The 273-nt window shown below is 72.9% G+C and carries 1 pseudogene; it reads right to left on the reverse strand.

Annotated features, from left to right (window positions below):
* A pseudogene (locus VR45_RS07910) lies at window positions 1–273 on the reverse strand (hypothetical protein); the annotation flags it as partial.

A 273-nucleotide genomic window follows, 5' to 3' on the forward strand; every position in this document is an offset into this window, starting at 1 on the left:
TCCTGCTCCGGCTCGGTGACCGTCACGTTCATCGTCACCGCCGTGGCCCCGGCCGCACCCGCGACCGGCAGCTCCAGCGTGCCGAAGGCCGGGACGGCCCGGGCCTGCGGCACTCCGATCGGCTCCCGGGTGTCCAGCACCCGGGTCGGGCCCTGCGGCTGGAAGAGGTCGCCCGTGACGCCGTAGTAGCCGGCCAGGTCGGCGATCACGTGCACGGTCCCGCCGGAGTGGTTGTAGAACGACACCTTGCCGTCCTTCACCGGCACCGTCACC

The sequence above is a fragment of the Streptomyces sp. NRRL S-495 genome, from assembly GCF_000966955.1.
Lineage (GTDB): Bacteria > Actinomycetota > Actinomycetes > Streptomycetales > Streptomycetaceae > Kitasatospora > Kitasatospora purpeofusca.